General features: G+C 65.8%; 19 protein-coding genes. 8 read left to right on the top strand and 11 right to left on the bottom strand.

The features are described 5' to 3' along the window. Positions 1 to 23: 23 nt before the first annotated feature. From WG901_RS07750 to WG901_RS07740, 3 genes are all read left to right on the top strand, one after another. The gene (locus WG901_RS07750; RefSeq protein WP_339586432.1) at positions 24 to 806 is read left to right on the top strand and encodes an SDR family NAD(P)-dependent oxidoreductase; all 783 of its coding nucleotides are present in this window, start codon (positions 24 to 26) and stop codon (positions 804 to 806) included. Between the two features lie 90 nt (positions 807 to 896). Next, positions 897 to 1,364 (top strand): VOC family protein, encoded by a 468-nt coding sequence (locus WG901_RS07745; RefSeq protein WP_339586431.1) that lies wholly within the window; start codon positions 897 to 899, stop codon positions 1,362 to 1,364. Between the two features lie 149 nt (positions 1,365 to 1,513). After that, on the top strand, positions 1,514 to 2,800 hold the full coding sequence (locus WG901_RS07740) for an MFS transporter (RefSeq protein WP_339586430.1): 1,287 nt from the start codon (positions 1,514 to 1,516) through the stop codon (positions 2,798 to 2,800). Here WG901_RS07740 and WG901_RS07735 read toward each other — a convergent pair whose 3' ends face one another. The 11 genes from WG901_RS07735 to WG901_RS07685 all read right to left on the bottom strand — a co-directional run bounded on the left by WG901_RS07735 (position 2,801) and on the right by WG901_RS07685 (position 14,697). Continuing rightward, positions 2,801 to 3,802 carry a LacI family DNA-binding transcriptional regulator gene (locus WG901_RS07735; protein WP_339586429.1) on the bottom strand — a complete coding sequence of 334 codons (1,002 nt, stop codon included), beginning with the start codon at positions 3,800 to 3,802 and terminating at the stop codon, positions 2,801 to 2,803. Positions 3,803 to 3,902: 100 nt separating this feature from the next. After that, entirely contained in the window at positions 3,903 to 5,066 is a 1,164-nt protein-coding gene (locus tag WG901_RS07730; RefSeq protein ID WP_339586428.1) for a thiolase family protein, read from the bottom strand. A 1-nt stretch (position 5,067) separates the two neighbouring features. After that, positions 5,068 to 5,499, bottom strand: coding sequence for a Zn-ribbon domain-containing OB-fold protein (locus WG901_RS07725; RefSeq protein WP_339586427.1), 432 nt, complete (start codon positions 5,497 to 5,499; stop codon positions 5,068 to 5,070). A gap of 27 nt (positions 5,500 to 5,526) precedes the next feature. Next, positions 5,527 to 6,363: an SDR family oxidoreductase gene (locus tag WG901_RS07720; protein WP_339586426.1), complete on the bottom strand. Its 837-nt coding sequence runs from the start codon at positions 6,361 to 6,363 to the stop codon at positions 5,527 to 5,529. A gap of 99 nt (positions 6,364 to 6,462) precedes the next feature. After that, complete coding sequence (locus WG901_RS07715; protein WP_339586425.1) at positions 6,463 to 7,386, bottom strand: TIGR03619 family F420-dependent LLM class oxidoreductase; 924 nt, start codon at positions 7,384 to 7,386, stop codon at positions 6,463 to 6,465. A 40-nt stretch (positions 7,387 to 7,426) separates the two neighbouring features. Next, a complete protein-coding gene (locus WG901_RS07710; RefSeq protein ID WP_339586424.1) occupies positions 7,427 to 8,659 on the bottom strand; it encodes a CaiB/BaiF CoA transferase family protein in 1,233 nt (410 codons plus the stop codon). After that, positions 8,659 to 9,831, bottom strand: coding sequence for a CaiB/BaiF CoA transferase family protein (locus WG901_RS07705; RefSeq protein WP_339586423.1), 1,173 nt, complete (start codon positions 9,829 to 9,831; stop codon positions 8,659 to 8,661). Before WG901_RS07705 ends, WG901_RS07710 begins: the two co-directional genes overlap by 1 nt. Then, the gene (locus tag WG901_RS07700; RefSeq protein ID WP_339586422.1) at positions 9,828 to 10,868 is read right to left on the bottom strand and encodes an aldo/keto reductase; all 1,041 of its coding nucleotides are present in this window, start codon (positions 10,866 to 10,868) and stop codon (positions 9,828 to 9,830) included. Before WG901_RS07700 ends, WG901_RS07705 begins: the two co-directional genes overlap by 4 nt. Next, positions 10,868 to 11,839: an enoyl-CoA hydratase/isomerase family protein gene (locus WG901_RS07695; RefSeq protein WP_339586421.1), complete on the bottom strand. Its 972-nt coding sequence runs from the start codon at positions 11,837 to 11,839 to the stop codon at positions 10,868 to 10,870. The genes WG901_RS07700 and WG901_RS07695 overlap by 1 nt, the downstream gene beginning before the upstream one ends. Positions 11,840 to 11,960: 121 nt before the next feature. Continuing rightward, positions 11,961 to 13,394, bottom strand: coding sequence for an aromatic ring-hydroxylating oxygenase subunit alpha (locus WG901_RS07690; protein ID WP_339586420.1), 1,434 nt, complete (start codon positions 13,392 to 13,394; stop codon positions 11,961 to 11,963). A 13-nt stretch (positions 13,395 to 13,407) separates the two neighbouring features. After that, positions 13,408 to 14,697, bottom strand: coding sequence for an amidohydrolase family protein (locus WG901_RS07685; protein WP_339586419.1), 1,290 nt, complete (start codon positions 14,695 to 14,697; stop codon positions 13,408 to 13,410). A gap of 317 nt (positions 14,698 to 15,014) precedes the next feature. Here WG901_RS07685 and WG901_RS07680 point away from each other — a divergent pair, with 317 nt between their 5' ends. The 5 genes from WG901_RS07680 (at position 15,015) to WG901_RS07660 (ending at position 21,677) form a co-directional block, all read left to right on the top strand. Further along, on the top strand, positions 15,015 to 15,350 hold the full coding sequence (locus tag WG901_RS07680; protein WP_339586418.1) for a 2Fe-2S iron-sulfur cluster-binding protein: 336 nt from the start codon (positions 15,015 to 15,017) through the stop codon (positions 15,348 to 15,350). Positions 15,351 to 15,573: 223 nt separating this feature from the next. Beyond that, positions 15,574 to 16,905 carry a cytochrome P450 gene (locus tag WG901_RS07675; protein ID WP_339586417.1) on the top strand — a complete coding sequence of 444 codons (1,332 nt, stop codon included), beginning with the start codon at positions 15,574 to 15,576 and terminating at the stop codon, positions 16,903 to 16,905. Positions 16,906 to 17,138: 233 nt separating this feature from the next. After that, complete coding sequence (locus WG901_RS07670; RefSeq protein ID WP_339586416.1) at positions 17,139 to 19,457, top strand: TonB-dependent receptor; 2,319 nt, start codon at positions 17,139 to 17,141, stop codon at positions 19,455 to 19,457. A 121-nt stretch (positions 19,458 to 19,578) separates the two neighbouring features. Continuing rightward, complete coding sequence (locus WG901_RS07665) at positions 19,579 to 20,616, top strand: DUF7064 domain-containing protein (RefSeq protein ID WP_339586415.1); 1,038 nt, start codon at positions 19,579 to 19,581, stop codon at positions 20,614 to 20,616. 5 nt (positions 20,617 to 20,621) lie between these two features. Beyond that, positions 20,622 to 21,677, top strand: a complete 1,056-nt coding sequence (locus WG901_RS07660) for a DUF7064 domain-containing protein (RefSeq protein WP_339586414.1) — start codon at positions 20,622 to 20,624, stop codon at positions 21,675 to 21,677. Position 21,678: the final 1 nt, after the last annotated feature.

Raw genomic sequence — 21,678 nt, 5'->3', positions numbered from 1 at the left:
TGCACAGGCTACAGGGAAGAGACATGAGCGATACCAAGGTTGCGATCATCACCGGGGCGGGCAGCGGCATCGGCCTGCAGACCGCCAAGCTGCTCCACGCCGCGGGCCATGCGATCGTCGGCGTCGGCCGCGACACGGGCAAGCTGGCCAACCTGGAGCAGGAACTCGGCGGCGAGCGCGTCGCGACGATCTCGGTCGACGTCACCGCCAAGGATGCACCGAAGAGGATCGTCGAACTGGCGCTGGGCCAGTTCGGCCGCATCGACTTCCTGGTGAACAATGCCGGCGTCGGCAGCCCCAAGCCGCTCGACGAGACCGACGACGAGATGCTCGACTACTTCCTCGACATCATGCTCGCCGCGCCGTTCCGCCTCTGCCGCGAGGTCATCCCGCACCTCGGCGAGGGCGCTTCGGTGGTCAACATCACCTCGACCTTCGCGCATATCGGCGGCCGTCGCGGCGGCGCCTATTCGGCGGCCAAGGGTGGCCTCAAGTCGCTGACCGAGCACATGGCCTGCGAATATGGCCCGCGCGGCATCCGCTCGAACTGCGTCGCGCCGGGCGTCACGCGCACCGAGATGGTCGCGCACCGCTTCGAGGACGAGGCGTTCAAGCGCGTCAACGTCGAGACCACGCCCTATCCGCGCCTCGCCGACCCCGAGGACACCGCCGCGGTCATCGCCTTCCTCTGCTCGCCGGGCAGCGAGATGATCAACGGCCAGTCGATCGTGGTCGACGGCGGCTGGACCAAGACCAAGTACCTGAGCCCGCGCGTGACCAACACCAAGTGGGTCGATCCGGACTAATTGGCGATCGCACCGGGGCAAGCTCGTCCGCTTGCCCCGCCTTGGACCATCGCGGATAAGCGGGGCCAAAGCATCTGGGGAGATGAGACAATGATCCGTGGCATCCACCATATCGGCATGAACTGCCGCGACATCGATCGCATGAAGCGCTTCTACGCCGAGGCCTTCGGCTTCGAGCCGGTCGACGAGGGTTTCGATTGGGCGAACGAGCCGATGATGGATCACATCGTCGATCTCAAGGGTTCGGCGGCCAAGGGCGTGATGATGCGCGCGGGCACCTGCTATATTGAACTGTTCCAGTACAGCGCGCCCGCTTCGGACATCGACAGGCCGATGCGTCCCAACGATCGCGCCTACACCCATTTCTGCATCGACGTGACCGACATGGAGAACGACATCGTTCACCTGCAGAACTGCGGCATGACCTTCAACGATCGCGACTTCGTCGACGTCGGCCACGTCAAGACGCTCTACGGCTACGACCCCGAAGGCAACGTCATCGAGGTCCAGCAGACCGCACCGGGCAATTCGTTTGGGCTGGATATGTTGAAGAAGTAATCCTCCCCAGAATGGGGAGGGGGACCGCCGGCGAAGCCGGTGGTGGAGGGGGCTATCGGTTGGCGTTGGGTTTGCCGGCCGCCCCCCTCCACCACTCGCTTTGCGAGCGGTCCCCCTCCCCGTATCGGGGAGGATGAGAGGAGAAGAGTTTGAGCGATACCCAAGCATTGGCGCGGGCCGAGTGGCGCAGGCACTGGCCGCTCGTGCTGGCGGCATCATTCGCGTTCTCCTTCACCTCGGTCATGACCGCCTCGACCGGGCTGTTCATCGATCCCTGGACCAAGGAGTTCGGCTGGAGCCGGACCTTGCTGTCCTCGGGCATGTCGATCACCTCGGTCACGACCTTCCTGTTCTCGCCCGTGTTCGGCGTGCTGATCGACCGGATGGGCACGCGGCGCATGGCGCTGCCGGGGCTGGTGCTGCTGGCCGCGACGATGGCCTCGCTGAGCCTGCTCGACGGTTCGGTGTGGATGTGGTTCGCGGTGTGGACGGTCTATGCCGTCGCCGCGCTGGCGACCAAGTCCACGGTCTGGACCGCGGGTGTCGCGAGCGCCTTCGATTCCGGGCGCGGGCTGGCGCTGGGGCTGACCTTGTCGGGGAGTGCGTTCGCCCAGGCGATCACGCCGCCGCTGACCAACTGGCTGATCGACGCCTACGGCTGGCGCACGGCGCTGGTCTGCCTGGGCCTCGGCTGGGGTGGCTTGGCGATCCTGCTCTGCGCCTTCCTGCTGTTCGACGGCTACGACGCCAGCCGCAAGGCGCGCGCCGCCAGCGGTGAGGCGCCGTCGTCGAAGGCGCTGCTCGCCGACGCGCCGGGACTGTCGATCCCCGAGGCCTGGCGCAGCGTGGCGCTGTGGCGGATCGCGATCTCGACCTTCGTCATCATGGTCGTGACGATCGCGCTGGTCGTCCACCAGATCCCGATCCTGCAGTCGATCGGCGTGTCGCGCACCGCGGCCGCCAACTATGCGGGCATGGCCGGGCTCGCGGGTGTCGCGGGCAAGCTCGTCACCGGCTGGCTGCTCGATCGCTATCCGGCGCGCTGGGTCGGCGGTCTGACACTGGCGGCGACGGCGCTGACCTTCGTGCTGCTGCTCGTGCCAAACCGCACGATGCCGATCATCTTCGCGGCCATGTTCATCAACGGCTATGCCGCGGGGACCAAGCTGCAGATCGCCGGCTATCTGACCTCGGCCTATGGCGGGATGAAGAACTTCGGCGCGATCTTCGGGACGATGGCCAGCCTGATCGCCGCGGGTTCGGGGCTGGGGCCGCTGCTCGGCGGCTATGTCTTCGATCGCTACGGGACTTACGATCCCTATCTGTGGATCGGCATCGTCGGCACGCTGATCAGCGCTTTCCTGATCTTCGGCCTGCCCGGCTATCCCGAATGGGTGAAGCGCCCGCACGCCGCGGGCCGGGCACAGCCCGCCTGATCAGGCACCGGGTTTCGCCACCGAGGCGCGTTCGACGAATTCGAGCGGGAAGTGCGATGGCAGCGTCGCGGCCTGCTCGGGATAGATGATCTTGAACACGGCGGCGCAGGCCATGACCGCGATGGGCACGTGCACCGTCGTCAGCGGCGGCCACACGCGCGCCGAGATCGGCGTGTCCTCGAAGCCGATGATCGAGAGCTGATCGGGCACGCTGATGCCGTAGGAATAGGCAGCGTGGAGCACGCCCGCCGCCATGGCGTCGTTGACCGCGAAGATCGCGGTGGGGCGCGGGCTGACTTCGAGCAGCAGGTTGCCCGCGGCCATGCCGGCCTCGAAACTCAGGTCGCCGCTGGCGATGAGCGCGGGGCCGCGGTCGAGATCGTGGTCGGCCATGGCATCGAGATAGCCAAGCTCGCGCTGCTGCGCCGTGCCCGCCTCGTCGGGGCCGGCGACGAGGCCGACGCGCTGGTGGCCGAGGCCGATCAGGTGGGAGACTGCGGCCGCGGCTGCCTCGCGGTCGTTCGAGGTGATCGCCTTGGCATCGCGCACCGAGGCGCTGATCCGCACGTATTTGCAGCCGACCGCGGCGCAGACGTTCGCCAGCGAATTGTTCTCGGCCACGCCGGGCAGCAGGACCACGCCCGCGGGCCTTTGGGTTTCGAGGAAGTGCCGCAGGTCGTCTTCCACGCTCGCGGAACTGCGATCGACGGGGCGCAGGATCAGCGCATATTCGGTGTCGCGGATCGCTTCGAACACGCCGTGGTGCGCGGCGAGGACCAGTTCGGGGTTCGAATTGTCATGGAGCAGCGCGATCAGGAAATTGTGCCCCATCGCCAAGGCGCGCGCCTGCGGGTTGGGGACATAGCCGAGCTCGGCGATCACCCGCTCGACCTTCGCGCGCGTCTCGGGATTGAGCAGCGGCGAATTGTTGATGACGCGGCTGACCGTCTTCTTGGAGACGCCGGCGGCGGCGGCGACATCGTTGATCGTCGGCTTGGACATGCGCGGGTGCTACCGGTTTCCTATACGGAAACTCAAGGATGCATTTGGGAATTTTCCCCAGCGGACGGTTCCCCTCCCGCAAGCGGGAGGGGTTGTCGTCTCAATCGCGCGCCAGCAGCAGCGCTGCCGCCATCGGTCCGCCGCCCGAGGTCGCGACCGCGACCTTGGGATCGCCGGGGATCTGCCGTTCGCCGGCCGCGCCGCGCAACTGGGTCACCGCCTCGTGCGCGAAGCCGAAGCCGTGGAGGCGTCCGGCGCCGAGCTGGCCGCCCGCGGTGTTGAGCGGCAGTTCGCCGTCGCGGGCGATGCGCGTGCCGCCCTCGATGAACTTGGGCCCTTCGCCCTTCTCGACGAAGCCGAGCCCTTCGAGCCAGGTGATCGGCAGGAAGGCGAAGCCATCGTAGAACTGGACGGTGTCGACGTCCTTGACCGTGTAGTCGGTGTTCTTCCAGAGGTCCGGGCCGGCGTCGTAGGCGGCCGACCATTCGACCTGGTCCCACGAATAGCGGTCGACCGAGCCCGAGCTGGCGGCGATGCGGATCGGCGTGGCCTTGACCTCGTCGAGCGCGTCGCCGGCCGAGACGATGATTACGGTCGAGGCGTCGCTGAAGCGGTCGCAGTCGTAGAGACACAGCGGCGTCGAGATCATCCGCGCCGACATGTACTTGTCGAGCGTCAGCTCCTCCTTGGTGATCGCGCGCGCGTTCGGATTGAGCAGGGCGTTCTTCGAGCCGTTGATCGCGATCTGCGCGAGCTGCTCGCGCGTCATGCCGTACTTGTGGACGTGGCGCGCGGCGTATTGCGCCACCCAGCAGGCGGCCGAGGTCGCCCAGAACGGCGAGGTCCACTGTGACGAGCCCGAGGTCGTCTTCTGCTGGAGCGGCATGTACTCGGCCGGGTTCGCCATGCCGCCGGCTTCGTAGACCGTGCGGAAGCAGATGACGTGGCGGCAGATGCCTTCCTTGACCGCCCAGGCGGCCATGGCGATCGCCGAAAGCTGCGCGGGCTGCTCCATCGCGCCCATCTGCCACTTCGACTTGATGCCGAGGACCTCGATCAGGTCGTCGGTGCCCACGGGCGAGAAGGCGAGATAGCCCTGCGCCTTGCCGGGGAAGGAAAACACGCCGTCGATCTGGTCGAGCGTGAGCCCGGCATCGGCGAGCGCCACGTTGACCGCATCGACCGTCAGCAGCAGCGGATGGCGCGGCAGGCGGACGCCAACCTCGGACTGGCCGACGCCGGTGATATAGGCTTCGCGGGCCATGTCAGTTCGCCTTCTCGAAGAGGGGGTAGTAGATGTCGCCCTGCTGTTCGAAGGTGACGCGGACCTTGTCGCCGAAGCTCACCTCGTCGACCGGCGAATTGACCACGTTGGTGGTCAGGTAGACCCCGGGCACGCCGTCGAGCGCGACGCGCGCGATGACGAAGGGCACTTCGAGACCCGGCGCCCAGGGCTGGTGGTTGACCGTCATCGTGTCGATCACGCCGGTGCCGGCGACCGCCGCGGGCGCGACGTTCTCGGACTGGCAGTGGCGGCACAGAATCCGCGGCGGATGGGTGAACTGGCCGCAGTCACCGCACTGGGTGATGTTGAGCTTGCCTTCGGCGCCGCCGGTCCAGAACGCGCGGTTCTCGGCGTCGAGCTTCGGGACGGGCCGGGCCGGGGGCGACGATGGCGGCGGAGGGGCTGAAGACATGGTTTGTGGGCTCCGGTTCGGGAAAGTTCAGTTCGGGCGGGCGTAGCTGGGTGTCAGCGCGCCGGTGATCATGCCGCCGACATTGCCTTCGTCGGTCGCCAGCACCGCGCCGGTGACGGCAGCGTTGAGCGGGCTCGACAACAGCAGCAGCGACCAGGCCTGTTCCTCGGCGCTGGGCATGCGGCCAAGCAGCGGGTGCGGATAGGCGTCCATGAAGGCCTGGCCCAGATGCTGCGCGCTCGCCTCCATGAAGGGCGTGCCGGTGGCGCAAGGGGCGATGGCGTTGAGGCGGATGCGGCGGTCCTGCGCGAGGCCGATCGACGCCTGGTGGATCCAGACGGTCAGCAGTTCCTTCGAGGCGCTATAGCCGTCGCGCAGCTTGTCGGGATTGGCTTCGTAAAAGGCACGGACATCGCGCGGATCGAGCGCGACGATCTCGAGGTTCTCGGCCAGGTGATGCAACCAGCCGCGCGCGGCGGTCGAGGTGACGAGGCAAACCGTGCCGCCGTCCTTGACCGCGGGCAGCAGTTCCTCGGTGAACTGGCGCGTGCCGGCATAGTTGATCTGCAGGCAGGTCAGCGCGCCGACCGCATGCGGCGGCACGCCGGCGATCGGGAATAGGAAGTCGATCGGTCCCAGTTCGCGCAGCTTGGCGGTCGCGGCACTGATGCTCTCGGGATCGGACAGGTCGACGCGGGTATAGCTGGCGCAGGCGACCTTGGGCTCCGCGACGTCGGCGATGTGCACGGTCGCGCCGAGCTCGCCGAGCAGCCGCGCCGCGGCCTCGCCCATGCCCGAGGCGCCGCCCGTGAGCACGACGGTGGCGTCGCGATAGCCGAGCCCGTCGAGATTGCCGATTGCCATTATCCCGTTCCTCTCCCTTCCGCGAATAGCCGGACCGGGCCCTCGCCGGTCAAGCCTTTCGCATCATATTTCGAAAGCATCGCGTCAGCGGAGCGCCCGCTATCTAACCGCCGGCATGATCTCCTCGGCCACCCATTGCGTGTAGTCGTAGAAGGCCTGGAGATCGTCGACGTCGGGTGTGGTGACCGAACTCATCGTCACGCCGAGGTCCGCGAGCGCGCCGAGCCGGTCGACGATCCACTGCTTGTCGTGGCTGGGCCTGGCGTCGGGATCGTCGAGCACCGCATGGCCTTCGCCGACGCGGCCGGTCGACATGCCGTAGAACACGTCCGTCAGCTTGCCGGCATAGTCGGGCCGCGACTTGATGAAGTCGATCTTCGCCGGAATGTCCTCGGGCTTGGTCAGGAAGGGCCACCAGCCGGTGCCATAGCGTGCGGCGCGCCCCAGCACGGCGTCGGCATCGCCGCCGAACCAGATCGGGATATGCGGCTTCTGGATCGGCTTGGGCTCGAAGGCGACATCCTTGAACGAGACGTATTTGCCCTCGAACTCGGGATTGTCCTGGGTCCAGAGCTCGATGATCGCGCGCGTGTATTCCTCGGACATCGCGCCGCGTTCCTTGAACGGCACGCCGAGGATGTCGAATTCCTCCTGCAGCCAGCCAACCGCGAAAGTCACGGTGACGCGGCCGCTCGACAGCCAGTCCATCGTCGACAGCGCCTTGGCGGTGACGATCGGGTTCTGCAGCGGCAGGATGGCGATGCACGAGTTGACCCGCACGGTCTCGGTCGCGCCGGCGAAATAGGCCATGCCGGTATAGGCGTGGAAATAGTGCGGCCCGGAGAGGTCGACATGGGCGCGCGGGATGATGTGGTGCTCGGGCACGGCGATCATCGCGTAGCCGAGCTTCTCGGCCCATTTCGCGAGTTTGGTCTGATCGGCGCCGGTGACCGCAGCCTCCCAGGCCTTCTGCCCCATCGCCTTGAGCCGCACCATGTGCGGCATGCCGAATGCCAGTTCCATGATCTCTCCCGATCGCATGCGTCGACCGGGCGAATCTGCCTCAGTCGACGACCTTGCGCGCTATCAGATCGTCCAATCGCTCCTGCGACAAGCCCAGGATTTCGCGATAGACGTAATCGTTGTGCTCGCCGAGCAGCGGCGCGCCGCGTTCGACCTTGGGGCCTTCGGGGCTGATCCGCCAGGAAGGGCCGATGATCGGACGCGTGCCGTTCTTGTGGTCGCTGACCATGCGATAGGCCTCGCGGCCCCAGAGGAAATCGTCCGAACACAGGTCGATCGAACTCATCGACTTGAACGCCGGAACGCCCGCATGGCGCAGCTGTTCGGCCAATTCGGCGGCGTCCTGGTGTCCCGTGAGATCGGCGATCGCCGCGTCGAGCGCGTGGCGGTTCTCGAGCCGCTGGGTCAGGGTGGCGAAGCGCGGATCGCTGGACAGGCTGTCCTCGCCGAGCCCATCTTCGCCGAGGACTTGGCAGAGCGCCCGCCATTCGTCCTCGGTGCCGACGGCGAGGCTGATCCAGTCGGTGAGCTGGCAGGGGTAGGCGCCGTGCGGGCACATCTCGGGGTGGAAGTTGCCGTCGGGCTGGGGAACCTCGCCGGTGACGCTGTAGGAAAACAGGCTGTCGCCGAGCAGGCTGGTCATCGATTCGACCGCGGCGAGATCGATATACTGGCCTTCGCCGGTGGCCTCGCGGTGGTGCAGCGCGGCGATGCAGGCGAGCGCGGCGCAGGCGCCCGAGCTGGAATCGCCGTAGCGGATGTTCATGCCCTTGGGCGTCTCGCCCTCATGGCCGACGAGCGCGGTCAGGCCCGAAAGCGAGGCGAAGCTCGGCGCATAGCCAGTCTGATAGCCGAGCGGGCCTTCGTTGCCCCACATCTTGATCGAGCACTGGATGATGTCGGGCTTGATCTTGCGCAGGTCCTCGTAGCCGAGCGTCGATCGCTCCATCGCGCCGGGGCGGATGTTGTCGATGACGATGTCCGACTGCGCGACCATCTGCTTGACCAGGTCGAGGCCCTCTGGGGTCTTCATGTTGACCTGAACCGAGAGGATCTCCTGGTTGATCGAGGTGAAATAGGGCGCGGCGTTGATGTCGACGCCGCCATAGGCGCGCATCTCGTCGAGGTTCGACATCGACTCGACCTTGATCACCTCGGCGCCGAGGTGGGCGAGCATCTTGCCCGCATAGGGCCCGGCCCAGACCTTGGTGATCTCGAGCACGCGGACGCCGGCAAGCGGGCCGCCGGGGCCGCGAGTTGCGGGGTGCGGCATCACAGGGCCTCCACTTCGCTGTCGTGTGCGCCGAGCGCCGGGGCGGGACTGACGACACGTACGGGCGTGGCGCTCATCTTGTAGGAGACGGTCGGGTAGGAGACCGTGCCGAACACCGGATGCTCGGCCTGCTGGAAGAAGCCGCGGTGGATGAACTGCTCGTGCTGCGGCAGGTCGGCGGCGGTGTTGACCGGGACCATCGCGACGCCGCCCTTCTGCGCGGCCTCGGTGATCGCCAGTTTCTCCTGGCCTGCGATCCATTCGGAGAACTTCTCGCGGAAGCGGACGACGTTGTCCTTGGTGCAGTCGAACTCGAGCCAGTCCTCGCGGAATTCTTTCGCCCAGTCGGGATCGCCCATCAACTGGCGCAGCCCGTTCCAATGGCCCTTGGTGGTCATGAACAGGTAGATGTGCCCGTCCTTGCAGGCGAACGAGGTGCCCGGGCCGCCCATGTCGTAGGCCGTGCGCTCGTCGCTGGGATCGGCGTCGCCGGCGACCATGCGGTCGAGCACGCAGTCGATGCGATTGAGCTGCACTTCGACCTCGGACAGGTCGATGAACTGGCCCTTTCCGGTCCTGCGCTGGCGGTGGAGCGAGGCGAGCGTCGCCATGGCGGCGTCGATCGCGCTTTCGTAATCGGGCAGGAAGCGGCCCGCGCCTTTCAGCGGCGGCTTCTCGTGCGGCATCTCGCTGGGCGAGTGATAGGCCCAGCCGCCGGCGTTGATGACGTTGATCGAGCGTGCGTTCTGCCACTCGGCGGGGGCGCCCTGGCCGAAGGGGGTGATCGCGCAGTGGACGAGGTGGGGGTGCGCCGCTGCGACTTCTGCCGATGTCAGGCCGTGTCTGGCGCCCCAGGCTTCGTCGTGATCGTCGATCAGCCCGTTGGCGCGCGCGAGCAGCTTGTCGAGCGTGGCGCGGTCCTCGGGGCTCGCGAGATCGAGCACGACCGACTTCTTGTTGGTGTTGAGGAAGGCGAACAGTGCGGACTCGCCGTTCTTGAACGGGCCCATATGCCGCGTCGGCGCGCCGCCGGGACGTTCGACCTTGATCACCGTCGCGCCGAAATCGGAGAGCAGCTTGCCGGTGTTCTCGCCGGCCGGACGCTCGGCGATCTCGATCAAGGTGATGCCGGAGAGGGCGCCCAAAGTCTCACCAGGGCGTGTAGCTGTCATTTGCGGTGTGCTCCCAGCCGCTTGCGGACGAGGCCGTCGATCTCGACCCAGTCCGAGCTCGGATAGATCGGCGCGTTGCGCGTCGCTTCGTCGAGCCGCGCGAGGTCTTCCGCGTCGAGCACGACGTCGACCGCGCCGAGGTTGTCCTCGAGCTGATGGGTCTTGGTCGCGCCGAGCAGGACGCTGTCGACCTGCGGCCGCGTCAGCAGCCAGGCGATCGCCAGCTGCGCCATCGAGCAGCCCTTGGCCTTGGCGATCTCCTCGAGGATCGGCAGCAGCGCGAAGGCCTGGTCGCGGTCGAACTTCAGCCAGTCGAAATTTGCGAAGCGGTTGTCGTCCTTCTGCATGTCCTCGGCGGTGTATTTGCCCGCGAGGAAGCCGTAGGCGAGGGGGCTCCAGACGGTCATGCCGAGCCCGAAATGCCGCATCATCGCCGTGGTGTCGCGCTCGACGTCGCGGCCGAGCAGCGAATAGTACATCTGCCCGTGGCTGAACCGCGCGAGGCCCCTGGCCTTCTGCTCGGCGATCGCATTGGCCACTTCCCAGGCCGGCCAGTTCGAATAGCCGATATAGCGGACCTTGCCCGCCTTCACGACCGCGTCGAGCGCTTCGAGCGTTTCCTCGAGCGGGGTGAAGACGTCGGTCTTGTGGACGATGTAGTAGTCGATCCAGTCGGTGCCGAGCCGCTTGAGGCTCTGGTCGACCGACCACAGGATGTGCCGGCGGGAGAGCCCCGAATGCAGCAGCTCGCGGTTGCCCGCCCCGCGGTTGCCGACCTTGGTCGACAGGACCACGCGGTCGCGGTGCGGCTTGAGCGCGGCGCCGAGCAGTTCCTCCGACTGGCCGCTGGCATAGACGTCGGCGGTGTCGAAGTAGTTGATGCCGGCGTCGAGCGCCTTGCCGACGAGTTCGTCCGCGAGCTCGGGGCCGACCTTGTAGAAGGCGCCGAGCGACTTGTCGCCCTGGGTGAACGTGGATCCACCCAGGGCGAGACGCGAGACGATCAGGCCCGTCGAACCGAGCTGCGTGTACTGCATCAGGGCTTCGCGCGGCCGCCGAAGCTCAGGCGCCAGTCGGGCGGGAAGCGCAGATCGTTGTCCTTGACCGAGTTGGCCAGGCCCTTTTCCATGACGTCGTCGCCCAGGCCCTGGTCCATGCCGCCGGCGTCGTCGGTCATGATCGGCTTGAGGCCTTCGAGGAAGCCGGTCAGCAGCGAGCCCATGTATTCGCCGCGGTACTGCTTGTAGATCTCGAAGAAAGTCTTCTGCGCGACGACCGTGTCGTTCGGGCGCGTCATCGAGCAAGACAGCGCGTACTTCATTGTCTCTTCCTCGAGCTTCTCGCGCGGGACGACCGAGTTGATGAAGTTGCTGTCGTACATCTGCTGGGCCGTGAAGGGGCGGCCGGTGAAGACCATCTCCATGAACTTGCGCACGCCCATCATCTCGCACCAGGTCCACATGCGCGGCCCCCAGCCGACGTAGCGGAAGGCGGCGTGGCCGAACAGCGCGTCGTCCGACGAGACGACGATGTCGGCATCGCCCGCGAGGTAGAAGTGCCAGCCGTAGTTGTAGCCCTTGCACTCGAGAATCGAGATCTTCTTGAAGTTCTGCAGCGAGCGGCAGCCGAAGCTGTCGTCGGCGTAGAGGTTGGTGATCGAGCCGAGGAAGCGGTACGAACCGGCCGGCGGATACTTGACCGAGCCGTCCTCGGGGATCTTGAATTCGTGGAGCAGCGAGGTGCCCGGCTGCGGGTTGAGCATGCCGTCCTGTTCCTCAAGGTCGGCGCCCGAACCCAGGTGCTTGCCTTCGCCGCGGATCACCAGGACCTTGACGTCATCGTCGATGTTCGCGCGGTGGACCAGTTCGGCGAAGCGCAGGCGCGCGGCGATCGTCGGCGCGTTGAGCGCGTCGGGCCGGTTGAGCGTGATCGTTGCGATCTTGGTCTTCGGATCCTTCGAATAGAGGACCAGTTCCTCGGCCGGCGGCCGGCGCAGGGTTGCTCGCATGAAATCTCTCCCGGTTGGCGGACGGCAAGGGGGCGCCGTTCGCGTGTTTTGGTTCTTTGCGCAGTTCGGGCGCGCCCACCAAGGACGCGCCCGCAATTTCATCGACTAAGCGTGCGGCGCATCAGCAATCGCGCTGGAGCTTTTCCCAGTTCGGCAGCTTGGGGCCCATCGCCATGTACTTGTCGATCGTCTTCTCGAAGTGACGGACGCGGATTTCCTGATAGTCGCCGAGCGTGATGCCGGGCTTGGCGCTGGCTTCGAGGCCTTCCTGCTGGGCGTAGAGGTTGTCCGTGTCCTGATCGAGGATGTGGCCGAACCCGGGGTCCATGCCGACGGCTTCGGAGAACGACTGGTGGTCTTCGAGGATCTCGACCTCGGCGGTCTCGACCTCGGTGCCGTCCTTGGGCCGCGGGCGCATGAACATCACTTCGTAGATCGTGCGGCGATGGTCTCGCGCGTCGGGACGGAAGCGATAGATCATCGGCAGCGAGATGCCCGGGAACAGGAACAGGTTCGGGAAGAACGTGTAGCTGTATGTGTCGAGCAACTCGGTGTCCGAGACGTGGCTGAGATCGGTCTTGGTCGCGGTTTCGAACATGTTGCGGAACATGTCGGCCATGACCTGGCGCGCGCGCTCGCCGTCTTTCAGTTGCGGCTTCTGCCCGCCCATCGACGAGCTGTCGCCCATGGTGAAGTTCTCGACGATGTCCTGTTCGGAATACTTGCCGTAGAGCTTGGGGCTGACGACGCCGAGCGTCGAGATGAAGCGGTCGACGTGATCCTCGTACCAGTCGTACTGCGAGTTCACGTCGCCGTTGGCCGGTGCCACCTGCGGGTGCGTGTCGCCGACGTGGTAGGCCTCCATGAAAGCCTCCATCGTCAGCTTCCAGTTGGCCGGGTAGCTCTTCTGGACGTGCAGGTAGATGTAGCGGTCCTCGAGCTTCCAGGCCTTCATGTGCTCCATGATTTCCTTGCCGAGGTATTCGGCCAGGCTCGGCGCGTCGGGATCCATGTTGATCCAGACGAAGCCGCCCAGCCGCTCGACGCGCGCCTCGGGTAGGCACATCTTGCGATCCTGGGTATGGCTGAAATCCCACTTTTCCGGGATTTCCTTGAGACTGCCGTCGAGGTTCCAGGTCCAGCCGTGGAACGGGCACTTGAGGTTGTTCGAGAAGCCCGCGGTGCCCGAGGGCTTGAGCTTCGTGCCGCGATGCAGGCACGAGTTGAAATGGGCCTGGATCTGGTCCTCGCCGCTGCGCGTCACGACGAAGGAGTAAGGCCCGAGATCGTAGACGTAATAGTCGCCGACGTCGGGGATGTGCTCCTCGCGGCAGGCCATCTGCCAGGTGCGCGTCCACATGCGGTCGAACTCGCCCTGGGCGAATTCGGCGGTGGTGTAGCGTTCTTTCGAGATATCCTCGCTGCCGAGGTATTCGTAGCTCTCGCTGGCGGCCCAGGCAGGGGCGGCGACCTTGTCGCGCGCGATGATCTCCTGCGTGGTCTCGGCCGGGCACCGGGCCTCACCGGGCTTCAGCTTGCCGGTTTCGACGTTCATTAGGCGTGACTCCTTATTCCGCGGCTTCGAGCGCGGGGGAATGGTGGGATTGGTTGAGTGCGGGCGAGATCCGTTGGATCGCGCCATCCTTCATCACGAGCGCAATGCGCCCATGGTCCGTCAGGAGTGACACGTCGGCCAGCACGTCGCCATTGACCAGGATCAAATCGGCGAGCTTTCCGGCTTCCAAGGTGCCGAGACCGTCGCCGTCCATCATCGCGCGGCCGCCGTTGCGGGTGGCGCAGATCAGCGCTTCCGCGGCCGAGTAGCCGTAGTATTGCATGAACAGCGCGATGTCCTTCGCCTGCTCGCCCTGCTTCGACCAACCGAAGCCATAGTCGCCGCCGATCAGGTGGCGGATGCCGCGCTTGCGCAGTTCGGTGTGAGTCCTCGCCGAGTTCTCCAGCAGTTCGCCGATGCCCATGTAGCCGCCGATTTCGGCCGAAAGGCCGTTGCCAGCGGCTTCGCCGGTCATGATCTGGTGGAGCAGGCCGACCGTCGGCGAAACGAAGATGCGGTCTTTCGCCTCTTCCATCAGGTCGAGCATTTCCTCGTCGGAGAACTCGCAGTGGAACAGGCCGTCGACGCCGGCGCGGACGCAGTGCTTCGAGCCCTCGACCGAGCGCGTGTGCGCGTTGATCTTGCGGCCGAGCCCGTGCGCCGTGTCGGCCGCGACCTTGATCTCCTCGAAGGTCATCGGCGTCGAATTGCCGGGGGTCGAGGGGTAGAACGGGTCGCCCGAGACATCGAGCTTGATGTTGTCGATGCCCTCGCGGATCTGGAAGCGCACGGCCTTGCGCATTTCCTCGACGCCGTCGACGATCTGCGACGGGCCGCCGGGCCGGAGGTCGTGCTCCTTGCTCTCGTCGCCCATGGCGCCGGTGACGCTGAGTTCGAGCCCGCCGGCGCGAATGCGCGGGCCGGGCAGGCGGCCGGCGTTGACTTCGTTGCGCACGGCGACGGCGAGGCGGAGCTTGGCTTCCGAAGCGCCATAGGAACTTGTGAAGCCCATTTCGATCAGCGCCTTGGCACCGCGCGCGGCGGTGAAGACCTGTTCCTCGGGCGTCGGCGTGATCAGGTTCTCGGTCGCGCAGACACCTTCGAACGAGAGGTGGGCGTGGCCCTCGGTCATGCCGGGCATGCAGAACAGGCCCGTCGCGTCGATCTCGCTATCGGCCTGCGCGCTGGCTGCTGCCGCACCGACGGCGGCAATCTTGTTGCCATCGACGAGCAGGTTGCCCTGGAACGGCTTGGCGCCGGTCGCATCGAAGATGGTGGCGTTGCGGATAAGTGTCGTGGCCACTGGCCTCTCCTCGTCGCGGCGCCCGGGGAGCCCTAAGGCGCTGCAAATTTGCTGTTCTATCCAATAGGCTCAGAGCAGACTACGCCAAATGACTGGTAGGGCAGAAGTGGTTTTCCATGGCGGTGGCCAATCGATCACATCGGCCATCGGCAAATTGACAAGGGGGTCTGTACTGCTAAGAACTTGGTCAGCAAATTGAGGTCTGGCGGGTGCGCCCGCAGTCAACTGATGCCGCCCGCAGGAGCCTTTGCGCCGTGAGGGATTCTTGGGCATGGGGAGCAATGATTCCGCGAGGCGGATCGAGGAGGGTTGTCGAAGTGGGTAATCTCAAGGTCACGATGACGGACGTCAACGGCGTGTCCAAGACGTTCGATGGGGTCGAGGAAGGCACCAGCCTGATGGAACTGGGCAAGCGGAACGACGTTGCCGGCATCATGGGCGATTGCGGCGGCGGCTGCGCCTGCGCCACCTGCCATGTCTATGTCGATGGCGACTGGTTCGCCAAGGTCGGCGAGCCCGACGACATCGAGTTCGCCATGCTCGACATGGTGGCCGACGTCATGAAGCAGAACAGCCGTCTCGGCTGCCAGATCAAGATGTCGCCCGAGATCGATGGCATCGAGGTCACTGTCGCGCCCGCATCGAGCTACTGAAGGTCCGGCTATTGACCTTACGGTCGGGGCCGTATCGGGCCTCGGCCGCCAGGCATCGCTCGGGCGCTGAGCTGGGCCTTACCTCTTGGGACAAGCCGTGCTTCGAAGGTGGGCATGGCTTATCCGCGCGCCGGTTTCCATGATAGGATGAAACCCGAGTGGGGCCGGTCTTGCCGGCCTCGCTACGCATTGAAACCAGATTTTGGCGAGTAGGATCAGGGCTATGGCATCGACGACGGAAACCCAGACTTCGGAACGCCCGCCGTCCGAGAGGTTGCCCCTGAGCGCCGAAGAGCAACGCCTGATCGAAGAGGGCACGCTCAAGGATCACGCGATCCAGGCTCACCCGCGCGACTTCTATCGCGCCATGCGCAAGGGGCAGCCGATCTATCACGACAAGGGCCTGAACTCCTGGCTGGTCACGCGCCACGAGGACATCTGGGCGGTCCAGTCGGACCCGATCACCTTCTCGGTCCAGCACGGTTACCACGAGCAGCAGGCCCGCGGCATGCAGGACGAGTTCCGCAATTACCTGCGCGAGCATGGCGGCGGCTATTTCCCCGACGCGATCATGTCGGACCCGCCGTACCACACGCGCATCCGCAAGCTGATGGAGCGCGCGTTCACCGCGCACCGCGTCAAAGAGCTTGAGCCGCGTCTCCACGCCATCGTCCGCGACCTCATCGCCGAATTCGCCGACAAGGGTTCGTGCGATGCCGTGCGCGACATCTCGCAGCCGCTGACCATCCGCGTCATCGTCGAGCAGATGGGCCTCGACCACGGCATGGAAGACAAGATCATCGAATGGTCGATGGCGGTCACCGCGCAGATCGGCGCGATGCAGAGCCGCGAGACCATGCTGGCCAATGCCGCCAAGATCGCCGAACTCCAGCAGTACCTGATCGGCAAGATGAAGGACCGCGAGGCCGAGCCGCGCGAGGACATGATCTCCGACATCGTCCATGCCTCGGTCACCAACGAGGACGGCACGGTCGAGAAGCTGACCTTCGATGAGGCCGTCTCGCTGATCCGCGCGATGGTCATCGCCGGCAACGACACCACCGCGACCGCGATCGGCAACCTGTTCTACGTGCTCGCGACCAAGCCGGGCATGATGGAAACGCTGCTCGAAGTCGCCGAGGACGATCGCCGCATGAACCGCTTCGTCGAGGAGCACCTGCGCAACGAGCCGCCGGTGCGCGCGCTGTCGCGCATGGCCGTCAAGGATGCCGTGGTGAACGGCACGCTGATTCCGGCCGGTTCGCACATGCTGCTGGTCTACGATAGCGGCAACGACGACGAGACCGTGTTCCCCGAACCGCGCAAGTTCGACATGGACCGCCCGAACCTCGGCCGTCACGTCGGCTTCGGCGGCGGTCCGCACCGCTGCGTCGGCCTCGCGCTCGCGCGCATGGAGGTCAAGCTCGCGGCGCAGGAAGTCGCGCGCCAGCTCAAGAACATCAAGCTCGCGATCCCTGAGAGCGAGATCACCTATCTGCCGACCGTGGCCACGCACACCATCGAGTCGCTGCCGATCACCTACGACAAGCGGTGATCCGGCTCGGCGGGAGGCGTGCCGGTATGCCTCCCGCTTCGAGTGTTGCGCAAATGCTGCGGTGGCGTGTCGAAATCGCCCCGTGAGGCAAAAGGCACGTGACACTCGCGTTCCAAATGAATCAATAGAGCGGCAATAACCGAGGGCGTCAGAACGCTTTCGGAAAATAACGCATATGCTGTCGTTTCGATAAAACAAGATTTTACGCCCGAGCGTGAAATGAGGAGGAACCTATGAGGAAGTTGATCGTCGCCGGTCTTATGGCTGGGGTCTCGGTGCCGTTTGCGCCTGCTTATGCCCAGGACGTTGCCGATACGAGTGCCAGCGGTGATGAGATCATCGTGACGGCCCGTCGTCGCGAGGAAAGTCTGTCGAAAGTGCCGATCGCGATCACCGCGATCTCGGGCGCGGACCTCGCCAAGCGCGCGATCAACAACGAGAACGACTTGCAGTCGGCCGTGCCCGGCCTCGTCATCCGCCAGAACGGTGGCGTCCACTCGTTCAACTATTCGATCCGCGGCCAGAGCGTCGACACCTTCACCAACTCGCCCCCGAGCGTGCTGCCCTATGTGAACGAAGTGCAGATCGTCACGCACAACGCCTCGACCTTCTATGACATGGGCGGCATCCAGGTCCTCAAGGGCCCGCAGGGTACGCTGTTCGGTCGCAACGCCACGGGCGGCGCGGTGCTCTACCAAACCGCCAAGCCCAGCGACGAGTTCGGCGGCTACGTCCAGGGCCGCTATAGCTCTTACGATGCGCGCAATCTCCAGGGCGCGGTGAACCTGCCGCTGGGCGACATCGGCGCGCTGCGCGTCGCCGGCAGCCTGACCGGCGGCGGCGCCTTCGTGCGCGACTACTTCACCGGCGAGAAGTACGGCGATCTCGACCAGAAGTCGGTCCGCGTCTCGCTCAAGCTGACCCCGACCGCAGGCTTCACCAACACGACCGTATTCCAGTACACCGACGAGGACGGCACCAACACGCCGTACCAGCTGTGGTCGGTCAATCCGGTGAACTGCGCCAACCCGGCGAACGGGACAGCGGCCTACTGCCTGCTCAATCCGGCGACGAGCCCGGGTCTGGTCGCCTATCTCGCGACCCATCCGGCGGTGTTCCAGGGTGGCCTCAACGCTGCGGTTGCGTTGCAGCGCCAACTTGGCCCCTGGCAGAGCCTGGCGTCCTATCCGCCCTATCACAAGGCGAGCAGCACCTACGTCATCAACACCACCGAGTTCGAGCTGAGTTCGGACATCACGTTGAAGAACATCTTCGGCTACAACCGCGCCAAGTCCGACGACGGCTACGACTACGATGGCTCGCCCTACCACTTCTTCGAGACCCAGGGCACGCTGACGGCGAACGAGGTCAAGGTCGTCCCGACCAACGGCTTCCGCCTGAACACCCGCCAGATCTCCGACGAGCTCCAGCTCCAGGGCAAGGCGATCGACGGCCGGCTCGACTACGTCGTGGGCTTCTACTACCTCAACCAGCGTGACCGGATCGTCTCGAACCTGACCTTCGGTCAGCCGATCTTCGCGGCGCCCTTCGCCTACACCGCGCAAATCTCGACCGAATCGGTCGCGGGCTTCGCCCAGGCCTCGTTCAAGGTCACCGATCAGTTCAGCCTGACCGGCGGCTTCCGCTACACCCACGACAAGACCGAGATCTTCCAGCTTCCGGGCTCGGCCTTCCTGCCGTTCTTCCCGGGCACCGAGAAGACTTCGGCCAGCAAGCCGAGCTGGACCGTCAGCCTCGACTACCAGGTCACGCCCGAACTGATGGTCTACGTCGCGCACCGCGGTTCGTGGCGTGCCGGCGGCTACAACTATTCGGTCACCCCGCTCAACGTCACCGCGGCGAGCGGCGGGAACCTGTTCCTGCCCGAGACGACGCAGGACATCGAGGGCGGCATCAAGTATTCGGGCAGCAGCCTGGGCGTGCCGGTGACCTTCAATGCCGACGTGTTCAACCAGTGGGTCAAGAACATCCAGCGCTCGGCCTATATCCTCACCGCGAACGGCGTTTCGCTGCTGACGGTCAACGTGCCCAAGGCGCAGATCACCGGCTTCGAGGTGGACTTCTCGGTGCGGCCGACCGAGTACCTGCAGTTCGGCGCTTCGGGCAACTACACCAATGCCCGCTACACCAGCAACGCGGTGTCGATCCTGGGTTCGACGATCAACTACGGCCCCTTCGCCGACGTGCCCAAGTGGAGCGGCACGGTCTTCGCCGAAGTCGGCGTGCCGCTGGGCGATGCCGGCAAGCTGACCCTGCGCGGCGACGCCTATGGCCAGACCAAGATGAACTTCTCGAACGTCGGCGATACGGTGAACCCGAACACAACCCTGCCGGGCTACGCGCTGTTCAACGCGCGCCTGACCTGGTCGGAGATCATGGGCTCGAAGCTCTCGGCCTCGGCTTTCGTGCGCAACCTCGGCAACCGTCGCTACTGGTCGGGCGGCAACGCCGCGTCGAACGGCGGCAACACCAACGTCGTCAATCCCGGCCTGCCGCGGATGTGGGGCGGGGAACTCCGTTTCGAGTTCTGATAGTAACCACTATCGCCAGGGCGATCCAACTCGCGCTTGCAGGGGGCCGCACAACCGTCATGGTTGGGCGGCCCTTTCGCATGATGATTCCCCAGGAACGCCAAGGGCTGGAGAGCGCAGGATGGACGAAGCGGCATGGCGCGGCGGTTTGGCCGAGCATTACGACTACATGCTCACCGAGAAGCCCGAGGACCCGAACATGCGCGAAAGCGCCTCGGTCTGGATTTTCGAGGAGAACGGCGAGTTCGCCTTTCCCCGCAACGGGCTCGAGGCGATAGGCTCGGTCTGGGAAAACCACCGCTACGATTGCAACTTCGCCTTCGCCGATGGCCGCGCGCTCTTCGAAAGCAAGTTCGACGGTGCCAGCCATTCGCCGATCGGGCCTGATGGCCGCGCGACGATCCTGGGCTCTGGCGGGCTGCAGTTCGAATGCGTCGAACCCTACAAGCGTTGGAAGGTCCGCTACGAAGGCACGCCGATCGACACGACTTCGGCACATATCGCCGCGGGCACGGTCGATCGCGAGCGGACGACGCCGCTGCGCTACGAAGTCGACCTGGAGATGGTCGCGCCGGCCTGGGTGCAGGACAACACGCCCGAGGCCCTGGCGCGGATGAGCGAGCGCGAACGCACCGATGCCGGCCTGATGGGCTTCGGCTATCGCATGGAGCAACTGTTCCGCGGCACCGGCACGCTGTGGATCGACGGCAAGGAGTGCCAGTTCAACGCTGTCGGCAACCGCATCCACCGCCAGTCGGTGCGCCCGCTCGAGGCTTTCCGCGGACACTGCTGGCAGGCCGCCGTCTTCCCCGACGGTCGCGCGTTCGGCTATATCGCCTATCCGCCGGCCGAGGACGGATCGACCTACAACGAGGGCTACGTCTTCCAGGACGGCAAGTGGTATCCGGCTACGGCGACAACGATCCCCTGGCTCAGCGATCTCGATCCCACGGGCGGCAACACCTCGCTCGAACTGCAGTCCGAACTCGGCATCACCCGCATCGAGGGTGCGGGCTGCCTCAACACCTTCAAGGTGGGCAGCGAGGGCGAACTCGCGGGCTTCGCGCTCAACCAGGGCGGCACCAAGTATACCTGGGACGGCCAGACCGCCTACGGCATGATCGAGCGCTCGACCTGGCTCAACAAGGTCGGAGGATGAGCCGCATGGCGATGCCGCAGGACTGGGCGGGCGGGCTCGAATCCGAACTCGACGGGCAGATCCTGCCCGGACGGCCCGAAGATCCCGAGATGCGCGAGAGCGCCTCGATCTGGCTGTTCGAGGAGAACGGCGCTTTCGCCTTCCCGCGCATCGGCCTCGAGGCGCAGGGCGCGGTCTGGGATCGGCATCGCTACGACGGCAATTTCGCCTTTCCCGATGGACGCATCCTGCGCCTGAGCAAGCGCGCGCCGACCCTGCCTTCGGACACGGGCGTGCTCGGCGCCGGCGGGCTGCGCTTCGAATGCATCGAGCCGTTCCGCAAATGGCGCGTGCGGCTCGATGACGAAGCCTATGACAGCCGTGTCGAGGAGCAGATCGCCGGCCGCTTCCGCGTCTTCGCCGACAGCGAGGTCGATCCCGCGCTGCGCAAGGTGCCGGTGAAGTTCGACGTCGAGATCGAGATGGCGACCCCGGGCTGGACCCAGGATCTGCGCCCCGACAAGCTCGCCGGCATGACCGAGGCCCAGCGCACCGACGCCGGCCTGATGGGCTTCGGCTGGCGGGTCGAGCACACGTTCCGCGGCGAGGGCGAGTTCACCGTCGATGGCGAGACGCGCTCTTTCCGCGCGGTCGGCAATCGCATCCACCGCCAGTCGGTGCGACCGATGGGCGCCTTCCGCGGTCACTGCTGGCAGGCGGCGGTGTTCCCCGACGGCCGCGCCTTCGGCTATTGCGCCTATCCCCCGCGCGAGGACGGCAGCACCTACAACGAGGGCTACATCTATCAGGACGGCCGCATGTACGCGGCGCGGGCCACCAGGATCCCGTTCCTGCGCAACGTCATGCCGCGGGGCGACGACGTTTCGCTCGAACTCGAATCCGAACTCGGCATCACGCGGATCGCGGGGGAGACCACCTTGGGCACCTTCCACGTCGGCAATCCCGGGGTAAATGGCATGACCAACAACCAGGGCGGCGCGCGCTACACCTGGGACGACCAGTCGACCTATGGGATGATCGAAAGGTCGTCGCCGGCGGAGCTCTGCACGATCGTCGGGTAAG

The organism is Novosphingobium anseongense (genome assembly GCF_037482895.1).
GTDB classification, from domain to species: domain Bacteria; phylum Pseudomonadota; class Alphaproteobacteria; order Sphingomonadales; family Sphingomonadaceae; genus Novosphingobium; species Novosphingobium anseongense.
Note: the sequence above shows the minus strand (reverse complement) of the source record. Positions and strands in the feature narration are given on the sequence as shown.

What these genes read in the sequence shown, in the direction of transcription:
- WG901_RS07690 (WP_339586420.1), bottom strand. Translation starts at nt 13,394, where the DNA reads ATGAACGTCGAAACCGGCAAGCTGAAGCCCGGTGAGGCCCGGTGCCCG.
- WG901_RS07695 (WP_339586421.1), bottom strand. Translation starts at nt 11,839, where the DNA reads ATGCGAGCAACCCTGCGCCGGCCGCCGGCCGAGGAACTGGTCCTCTAT.
- WG901_RS07730 (WP_339586428.1), bottom strand. Translation starts at nt 5,066, where the DNA reads ATGGCCCGCGAAGCCTATATCACCGGCGTCGGCCAGTCCGAGGTTGGC.
- WG901_RS07705 (WP_339586423.1), bottom strand. Translation starts at nt 9,831, where the DNA reads ATGACAGCTACACGCCCTGGTGAGACTTTGGGCGCCCTCTCCGGCATC.
- WG901_RS07720 (WP_339586426.1), bottom strand. Translation starts at nt 6,363, where the DNA reads ATGGCAATCGGCAATCTCGACGGGCTCGGCTATCGCGACGCCACCGTC.
- WG901_RS07735 (WP_339586429.1), bottom strand. Translation starts at nt 3,802, where the DNA reads ATGTCCAAGCCGACGATCAACGATGTCGCCGCCGCCGCCGGCGTCTCC.
- WG901_RS07675 (WP_339586417.1), top strand. Translation starts at nt 15,574, where the DNA reads ATGGCATCGACGACGGAAACCCAGACTTCGGAACGCCCGCCGTCCGAG.
- WG901_RS07715 (WP_339586425.1), bottom strand. Translation starts at nt 7,386, where the DNA reads ATGGAACTGGCATTCGGCATGCCGCACATGGTGCGGCTCAAGGCGATG.
- WG901_RS07700 (WP_339586422.1), bottom strand. Translation starts at nt 10,868, where the DNA reads ATGCAGTACACGCAGCTCGGTTCGACGGGCCTGATCGTCTCGCGTCTC.
- WG901_RS07670 (WP_339586416.1), top strand. Translation starts at nt 17,139, where the DNA reads ATGAGGAAGTTGATCGTCGCCGGTCTTATGGCTGGGGTCTCGGTGCCG.
- WG901_RS07745 (WP_339586431.1), top strand. Translation starts at nt 897, where the DNA reads ATGATCCGTGGCATCCACCATATCGGCATGAACTGCCGCGACATCGAT.
- WG901_RS07750 (WP_339586432.1), top strand. Translation starts at nt 24, where the DNA reads ATGAGCGATACCAAGGTTGCGATCATCACCGGGGCGGGCAGCGGCATC.
- WG901_RS07725 (WP_339586427.1), bottom strand. Translation starts at nt 5,499, where the DNA reads ATGTCTTCAGCCCCTCCGCCGCCATCGTCGCCCCCGGCCCGGCCCGTC.
- WG901_RS07665 (WP_339586415.1), top strand. Translation starts at nt 19,579, where the DNA reads ATGGACGAAGCGGCATGGCGCGGCGGTTTGGCCGAGCATTACGACTAC.
- WG901_RS07710 (WP_339586424.1), bottom strand. Translation starts at nt 8,659, where the DNA reads ATGCCGCACCCCGCAACTCGCGGCCCCGGCGGCCCGCTTGCCGGCGTC.
- WG901_RS07660 (WP_339586414.1), top strand. Translation starts at nt 20,622, where the DNA reads ATGGCGATGCCGCAGGACTGGGCGGGCGGGCTCGAATCCGAACTCGAC.